Annotated in this window: 6 protein-coding genes; 3 read left to right on the top strand and 3 right to left on the bottom strand. The window is 49.4% G+C overall.

Translation table 11 applies throughout. The features are described 5' to 3' along the window. Positions 1–1,781: hypothetical protein (locus B3F49_RS01735; RefSeq protein WP_293908689.1), on the top strand; the 1,781-nt coding region annotated here is incomplete at its 5' end. Here the strand turns inward: B3F49_RS01735 and B3F49_RS01730 are convergent. After that, the gene (locus tag B3F49_RS01730) at positions 1,778–2,932 is read right to left on the bottom strand and encodes a UDP-N-acetylglucosamine--LPS N-acetylglucosamine transferase (protein ID WP_293896135.1); all 1,155 of its coding nucleotides are present in this window, start codon (positions 2,930–2,932) and stop codon (positions 1,778–1,780) included. The genes B3F49_RS01735 and B3F49_RS01730 overlap by 4 nt on opposite strands. 24 nt (positions 2,933–2,956) lie before the next feature. Continuing rightward, positions 2,957–3,871, bottom strand: coding sequence for a UDP-N-acetylglucosamine--LPS N-acetylglucosamine transferase (locus B3F49_RS01725; protein WP_293908688.1), 915 nt, complete (start codon positions 3,869–3,871; stop codon positions 2,957–2,959). A gap of 313 nt (positions 3,872–4,184) precedes the next feature. On the opposite strand from B3F49_RS01725, the gene B3F49_RS01720 reads away from it, so the two are divergent. Continuing rightward, positions 4,185–5,387 (top strand): glycosyltransferase, encoded by a 1,203-nt coding sequence (locus tag B3F49_RS01720; RefSeq protein WP_293908687.1) that lies wholly within the window; start codon positions 4,185–4,187, stop codon positions 5,385–5,387. Here the strand turns inward: B3F49_RS01720 and B3F49_RS01715 are convergent. Then, a complete protein-coding gene (locus B3F49_RS01715; protein WP_293908686.1) occupies positions 5,295–7,736 on the bottom strand; it encodes an efflux RND transporter permease subunit in 2,442 nt (813 codons plus the stop codon). The genes B3F49_RS01720 and B3F49_RS01715 overlap by 93 nt on opposite strands. 215 nt (positions 7,737–7,951) lie before the next feature. Between B3F49_RS01715 and B3F49_RS01710 the strand changes: the two genes are divergently transcribed. After that, the coding region (locus B3F49_RS01710) for a hypothetical protein (protein ID WP_293908685.1) at positions 7,952–8,334 on the top strand (383 nt) is incomplete at its 3' end.

Genomic DNA, 8,334 nt, shown 5'->3' with positions numbered 1-8,334 from the left:
TCTTCCTTGTCTATCTGATATGCTTCGGGGGGATTCTTTCAGCTGCTGAGGCGCTGATTACAACCGATCAAGTAACCGGCTATGGAATTGCTGACTATGAATTCTCAGTCAAGGGAAAAACCACCAAATTTGCTCTTTACAATGCCATCGTCCCTCCAGATGGGGATGTTGTCTACCCCAGTAAGGAAGCATTCATCAGTGCCCTGGAGGCAAAGAAACAGACATTGGTCAACAAGCAATTGTTCTTGAATGTAGAGTATGAGTATGCCTTTGCCTCTTTTGTCAATGGAATTGCGTATTATACCGTAACCTATACGGTGGAAGACTCCAGTACCTTGATTGTGCTTCCCTACCCGAAATTCGACAACGATAAGACTGGATTCCTCTTTGGTCTGAAAGCCAAGGATACCAATTTGTTGGGTACCTTCGGCGAACTCAATGCAACAGTCTATACGTCTCAGAACGATGGGACATTGCAGAATTGGGACGACAGGGAAGACCACCTTGAGTTTGACATCTCCAAATTCACTCTTTTGGGAACATCCATCAGCCTGAATTTTGTCTATGAGCGGCGAAAAACAACCAAGCCGTTGGGTATCTATGACTTCGACCTCGATTGGACAGGCATCAAGTTCTTGGGTACTACCCTCAACCTGGAAACCGAGGGTAACTTCGACCCTTCGGTTTCTGCTCAAGTGTTTAATTATGACGTAAGCTGGACGGGTCTGAAAATCCTTGGAACAAATGTAAACCTTGCTACATGGGCGGACCTCAAGCCCATCACCGATTTTTCAGTTTTGGATCCCACCCTCTACGGATTTTCCTTCAGCTATGGTCCCTTCCGACAGAATGAAGGGAGGTATACCCTCAGCTCATTGGTGCAATGGGAAGAAAACATCACCAATTTCACCACCGAAACCACCCTTGCCCAACATGACCTGAAACTCTTCACCCGTCCGCTCTCCTTCAACATCAGGGTTGAGACGAACCAGAAAATGACTTCAGAAACGGTGGACAATGTACTGCTCAGTTCGACCCTTGGGACAAGCTTTCGCTTACCGCTGGGGCTTACATGGGGTACATCCTTTACAGCAGCAGTGAATTTTGTCCAGAACCAGAATATGAATCCACTGCAGCGCTACTACGAGTATGAGAACACCCTCGACAATGGCGGGCGCATCGACTACCTTTCCAGCCAGCACAAGTTCCGCAGGGGCTTGGTGTTCTCCTTCAAGCATGTATATCGTGACTATCCCCAGGTAGAGTATGATAGCGGGGACTACTGGTACATGGAAAGCAGTGCAACCTGGTTTCCGTTCATAGTCTGGCGGTTCAATCCCTCCATCCGATTGACCGGGTTCTATGCAGAGAATGTTATGTACAATTTTCTCCCTTCCGATGAGGACTTGAATGTTGCCGACTACTTCAGAGGATATCTCTCACGCTCAAGCAAAATTGCTGAAGTGAATAACAAACTTTCCTATGGCGGGGTCATGAATCTGAACATGACTGTAGACTTCATCGATTTCGGGTTTGCCAAATCGTATGCAAACCCCTTTCTCGATGTTGGCGTATTCAGCAATCCCTCCGAACCCAATGGGCGTACCGTCCTGGCGAGTGCCGGCATGGAAGGCTGGGGGGTCCTGAAAAGGTTCCCAAGCCATCCGATGCGTGTCGCCTTGGGATTCAACCTCTTCGATGTCTACGATGCGCTGCAAGGGCGTATGGAGCCTATGGAAGTGGAGTGGGAGCTGTCTGTCAGCTTTGGGCTCTACTTCTAGGACTGGTTGCCTGCAATACCGAATTTCAGTTTCATGATCTCTGCAGCGTCAGCTATAATTTGTTTGGCAAAGGCATCACTGTCGAAAACCAAGGGAAGATCCTTGAAAGCCTGCTGCATCTTTTGTTGCTCAGACTGGTTCGAACTATAGGCTTGCAGGATGTCCACCTGCTTGGACACATCGTTTTCCACCCAGCCGACTTTTCGTCGTTCGAAGAAGATGGTGGTCGGCCATGCAGAGTACAGCAGGCTTGAAATGAGGAAAGGGCGTTGCAATGAAAGCGATTCCATCAGGGCATTGGCTCCCGCCTTTCCTGCTTGTACATCGCAAGCACAGATATAGTCCTGAATGTTTTTTACGAATCCTGGAGTGTACAGCGGAAAATCGGGATGTTTTTCCTTGAACAGCTTGTAATGCACTTTTGTGCTGCCACTCAGCTCCCCGACGGTTATCACCTGCCAGTCGAGATTGCGTTCTGCTACCTCTTCCAGGAAATCGGCAGTTCCGATGCCTTCGCCGCCAAGATTGAGAAGAACGGTAAAACAATCTTTCAGCCCCAGCTTGCGCCGCGCTTCTTGTTTGCTCAGCGGTTTTGACTGCATGAGTTCGGTTTTCAGGGGGAACGGACAGATTCGGATGGTATGCTCCGGTTGTCCGGCACGGATTGCAAGCTCCTTGCCGATCTCGGTACAGATATAGAGGCGGTCGAGATTCTTGTTGATACCGAGATTCGGAGTGAATACGACATCGGCTGCATATTCAAAAACCGGCACCTTCAATTCCAATACATCGACCAGCGGCTGGATCATTGACGCAGCAAGGAAGTGGGTAACAACAATCAAGTCGGGCTTGACTTGATCAAACCAGATTTTGAAATCCTTGATAGCATGCGAATGGGTGGTAACATAGCGCACCCGCTTGGCATTGGCCGCAGTATCACTTTTGGCATTGACCTTTGCCTCCATTTTGGGAAAGTGCAGTTGAAGACGCCAGTTGTATTTGCTGATCCAATTGATCATCGGCGATCCGACCGTAGCAAATAAATTTTCTACGACGGTAGTATGCCCAAGTCTCTGCAGTGCATCAGAAAGCGCCCTTGCCGGTGTAATATGGCCCTTCCCTGCATCTACATACAAAAGTGCTATATGCATACAGAAAGCATAGGAGGAAAACGGTCAATCTGCAAGTGATTTCACCTCATTGAGAAGGAGGTTGACGAACTGGTCGCTGTCAAACTGAAGTGGCAGTGCTTTCAGGTTGTACTCAATGCGTTGCTGCCTGGTTTTGTCTTCTGCAAAGGCTTTGAGTGTTATCATTTGTTGCTTTGGTTGTCGAATCACCCATCCCACCTGATACTCAAGGAAAAAGGTTTGTGTGTTGCGGGCGGCATGCAAAAGTTCATTGATCAAAAATGGTCGGCCCAACGAAAGGGATTCCATCAGGGCATTTGCTCCTGCCTTGCCGGCTTGGACGTCGCAGGCAAGCATGAAATGGCCGATATTGGAAACAAAACCGGGGGTATGCATGCTCATGCCGGGAAGTTGCTTGGCAAGCGCATGGAACCGCTGCTTGCTTGCTTCTGAGAGATTGCCGACCACCACAACCTGCCAGGCCAGTTTGTTTTTGATCAACTGTTTGACCAAGGCAGTCGATCCGATTCCCTCTCCTCCAAGATTCAGAAGAAGAGTGAAGCAATCCTCAAGGCCGAGGAGTTTTCTTGCTTCAGATTTTGAAAGTTTTTCCATCTGTTGGATGGATGGCTGTAGAGGAAAGGGTGAGAGCCGTACCTGCTCTTTTGTATACCCTTGGGAAAGCAGGTTTTTTACCCCCAGTTCTGTAGGGATGAATAAACGGTCGATTTTGCTGCAATAACCGGCCTTGGGATTGTTGAACACGTCGGCGGCATAGACAAAAATGGGAACCTTGAGGTTTGCCCGCTTGGCAATGGATGCAATGACCGAGCCTCCCAAAAAATTGGTACAGAGAATGAAGTCGGGCTTGGTATGCTCATACCAAGAGAGGAAATCGCGGTTGGTATGCAGCCTGACCGCCAAGGCCCTGAGGACGAAGGCGATAAAATGTGTATCCATAAAACGGTGGTACAAGCGTTCTATGCGGGGATGGTGAAGCATAAAGCGCCACTCGTGTTTGCAATACCACTGCCAAAATGGTGCTTTTAGTACACCAAACATATCAAGAAGACATGTTTGATAACCTGCTCGTTCCATCGCGTCGGTGAGGGCTTTTGCAGGGATGTAATGGCCTTTCCCAGCGTGTACATAGAGCATTGCACCTAACATGGGTGTATCATATCCAATAAGACGGGCAGCAACAAGTGCTGTTTATGCTTCTTGCATAGAGAATATCCTCGCGGTATAGTGCAACAACAAGGAGTGTTGCGCAGTGAAGATACTCATCACCACCGATTTCTACCTACCCGCGATTACGGGAGTGTCCACCGTAGTGGTGAATGAGATGGCCATGCTCCCTGTGCTGGGTCACGAGGTAAGGTTGCTGACCATCGGCGATAAGCGGTTCTCGTATTATCGCGACGGTGTATATCATATGAAAGCAAGCAGGATCAAGCTCTATGTTGATTCCTATATGACCTTTTCCTACAAAGACCGTTTGTTGCAGGATATTCTCGATTGGAAACCCGATCTCATCCACTCCAACAATGAGTTCTTCTCCATGGGGTATGCCAAGCGTCTCCAGGCTGCTCTGCACATACCTCTGTTGCATACTTGCCATACCGACTTTACCCGCTATGATGAGATGCAGAGAATCCGTCACACTTTATGGGATACGCTTATGGCTGCCATTGTCAAACGCAGAGTGAGTCGTTGTGACTTGCTCATCAGCCCATCCTTTGCCCATAAGGCGATGCTGGAGCGGTATAGGATTTCCAAACCAATCGAGGTATTGCCAAGCGGCATCGACCTCAAGAGGTTCGGAGTGCGTATTGCAAAAGAGCTGCGTAGCAAAATCAGAGGCGATTTCGGTTTCGGGCCTGAGCATGTTGTCCTGATTTCCGTATGTCGACTGGCTTCTGAAAAGCGGGTGAACCGCACCATCGATGCTTTTTTCCTCCTCTCCCTTCTTGAGGATTCTGCTCGCCTTCTGATCGTCGGCGGCGGCCCCAAACTTGAGAGTCTGAAACAGCAGGTAAAGGATTTTGGATTGGAGGACCGTGTGGTATTCACCGGCCCCGTCCCCTCAGAATCGATTCATCACTTCTACCAAGCCAGCGATGTGTTTGTCTCATCATCCATTCGGGAGTCACAGGGTTTGGGGTTTGTGGAGGCGATGGCCTCGGGCCTCCCTGTCATCCTCTGCGAGGATGGTTCGCTGGGGTTCTCAATCGAGGAGTCGGGGTGCGGGTTTCTCTATCACGATGAAAGAGGCTTCGTCACCATTCTCAGCTCCCTCATATCCAATCCCGCTGACATCAAGCACATGGGAGAGCGGGCAAGAACGGAAAGCGAGCGTTTCAACCTCGATCGCTGGGCTTTTTCACTGAGCTCGCTCTGTTGCCGTCTTCAGGCCGAATTTTCGCTGAAGGTTGGTGACCAGTCGAATCAGCGAGGGCATGATGAACAAAGTTGAGAGCATGCAATTCACCAGTGCCATGCTCATAAGGCTTCCGAAATAACGGACCGGGGTGTACGAGGCAAAGAGGAACATGATCATACCCCCGACGATGGAGATGGTGGTGAGAATAATCGGTCTGCCGGTTTCTTGAAGGGTTTCTGAAAGCAGCATTTCCACCGAACGGTTGTCAATCCCAAGTTTGTTCTTGTATCGGATGAGGAAGTGGATGGCGTCATCGATGCCTGCCCCGACTGCAATCGAGCCAAAGCTTACCGTGATCATATCGAAGGGTATTTGGAAGAAATACATGAAAATATAATTGGCCATGACACCGCTGACGATGGGGATGAGGGAATAGAAGGCCAAAGAGACTGATTTGAGAGCGAAGAGTACAACCAGGAAGACCAGCAGCACGCTGGCATAGGTGCTCTTGGTCTGGTCGGAGAGCAGGGTCTCGGAGAAGTGCAGGCTTCTATGCGGCTCTCCACCGAGGGTAACCGTTGTTCCATCGGGCAACAGCGGCAGCAGCGAGATGACCGTATCCTCTATGCGTTTTGCACTGCCTATGGTTCCCAAGGCTTGTTCCTGTGCATCGTAATTCTGCAGGATGATGGTCAACTTGGTTCCCTCGGGATTCATGATGGCCCCCATGTCTTCCTGTCCCTGCCGGCTCATCAGGATTACCATGCGGCTGAGCAAATTCAGGAGGCCGTCAGATTCGGGAATACCCTCTTCCTGGCTGTAGACTGAGTTTGCGAAGGCGACGTAGGAAGCGAATGAGAGGATATGGCGAACATCGTCGCTTGATTGTAGGACTGCTTGCTCGAAGGCATACACATCCTGCAGATTCTCACTCTTGAGAAAAAATTGAGATTCCCCTTGGGGGGCCTCTACGGTGATCAGATAGGGTGTATCGCCTCCCATTTTCTGTGCAAAACGACGACTGGCCTGTCCCAGCGGATCTTTTTTCGGCAAGTAGGACATGTAGTTTGTATTTACCGGAATATGGTCACGAGTGACCATGTATCCGCCGATGACAAGGATGAACAACACAACAAAAAGCGGCCAGGCACGTTTCTCCAATCGGTCGATTGAGACAACTGATTGTGCAAGATACCCTTTCTTATAGGTCTTCAGTTGCTCCTGCTTTGGAGGCACTACCAAGCTCAACAGAGCAGGAAGGTAGGTCGATGCAAGAACGGCGCAATAACCCACCCCGATTCCGACTGCGATGCCAAACTCCCTCAACGCCGGAGTTTTGGAAAAGAGCAGGCTCATAAACCCGATGACCGTGGTCATGCAGGCAAAGACGATGGTGCGAAGAATGTTTTGGGTGGACTGGATCGGGGTCATCCCTTTAGGATAGTTGGCATAATATTCACCTATCACATGAATGGCATAGGAGGAACCCAGATTGAGCACCATGCAGGGTGTGACGATGTTGACGATGGTAAGTGAATAGCCGAGCAGGCGCATCGTCCCAAAGGTCCAGATGATACCGATGACGGACATGGAGAAAGGCAGGAGCACGCTTCGTTTTGCTTTGAAGCTGAGATAGTAGATGGTCAGGATGGTTACGAAGCAGAGCGAGAGCAGAATGCTCAGGTCCCTTCCGAGGTAGTACATCAACCGATTGGTGAGAATCGCTGTGCCGTTGATGGAAACCTTGATGTCGGATTCCCTGAGTTCATCAAGGATGGTTGAGAGCTCATCCTCCATTTCGTGGGTCAGCGCAAAGGAGTCGAAACTGAACAACATGGCATCCATGTCTTCGCTTACCAGGTAGTTCTTTACCAATGGATCGTTCTCGATCCGTTGCTTGAGGAGCTCTGCCTGCTCTTCTGTCCACACGTGTTCAGGAGAATTCGATCCGAACGGGACGCTGACCAAGCGGCTGCCGCGTTTTTCGAAGGTCGCGAAATCGAGAACGGAAAAGCTTTGGCTGAGATACCCGGTATCGCTGAGTTTCTGCATGACGGTGGTGATTCGGTTGAGCGTATCCGCCTCAAATAGGGCAGGACTCTCAACCATCACCAGGTACGAGGTGCTGTAGGCAAGCGTATCTTCGTTCGACGGGGCTTGTACCTCCGTGCTTGCTACAAGCTGGCTGCCGAGGGCGGTAGTCTCAAGCACCATGGTTTCGGGTATGAGCTCTTCAACAATCGCAGAGCTTTGTTGAGGAGCGTACTCATCAGACCCTCCCCGGTAGGTCACACCTTTGCCTGTTTCATTCATCAGGGAGTTGTAATCTGCGTCGAGGTGTAAAAATGAAGCGTGGTATAAAAAAAAGGCCGTAATCAGAAGAATCACAACCAAAGTCAATTTGCTGTGCTTTCCGACAAAGGCAAGTAAACTATGTTTCATGATACTCCCGAACAACGTACTAAGAAAAAGTATAGCATAGAGTCCTCATAATAAAAACATACCTGAATACCCAAATCAAAAGTGTATGGGCCAACAAGAAATACTGGACACAGATACTTCTCATACGTATACTATTTATGGTACTCATAGAAATATTCAATAGCTTAAAAAAAGGAATTACAAGCGTCATGCATCTATTCCATCGATTGTTCACCATGCTTGTATTGTTGAGTGCCTTTATCTGCACGGATCTTTTTGCAGTACACACCTATACATCAGAACCGGCTGCCGATTTCACCGCCACAGGACTGGTCAGCAACAAGACTGGCGCCTTGGTAGGCACGCTCTTTCTTGATCCTTCACTCCCAGTCTCCAAGATTACCATCGCCCCGACCATGAGCTCTGCTTCCGTGCAGATGTATTACGTCAATCAGAACCAGTTGCACGTCAGCACTCTCTCCGGTTCTCTTTATGTTACTTATTTCAAAACCGATGGAACCCAGGTGGGAAGCAACCTGACCACCCAAAGTTCGCTTACCTTCAACTCCCTCGATGCTACCAGACCCGTCTCTTTTTATATCCTCGTAAACTCTTCCGA

This window comes from Sphaerochaeta sp. UBA5836 (assembly GCF_002432845.1).
GTDB lineage: Bacteria > Spirochaetota > Spirochaetia > Sphaerochaetales > Sphaerochaetaceae > Sphaerochaeta.
This window is presented reverse-complemented; position numbering and strand designations above follow the sequence as displayed.

Bases quoted from the DNA above. Each gene is read 5' to 3' on its own strand.
- B3F49_RS01730 (WP_293896135.1), bottom strand. From the start codon at position 2,932: ATGCATATAGCACTTTTGTATGTAGATGCAGGGAAGGGCCATATTACA.
- B3F49_RS01725 (WP_293908688.1), bottom strand. From the start codon at position 3,871: ATGGATACACATTTTATCGCCTTCGTCCTCAGGGCCTTGGCGGTCAGG.
- B3F49_RS01715 (WP_293908686.1), bottom strand. From the start codon at position 7,736: ATGAAACATAGTTTACTTGCCTTTGTCGGAAAGCACAGCAAATTGACT.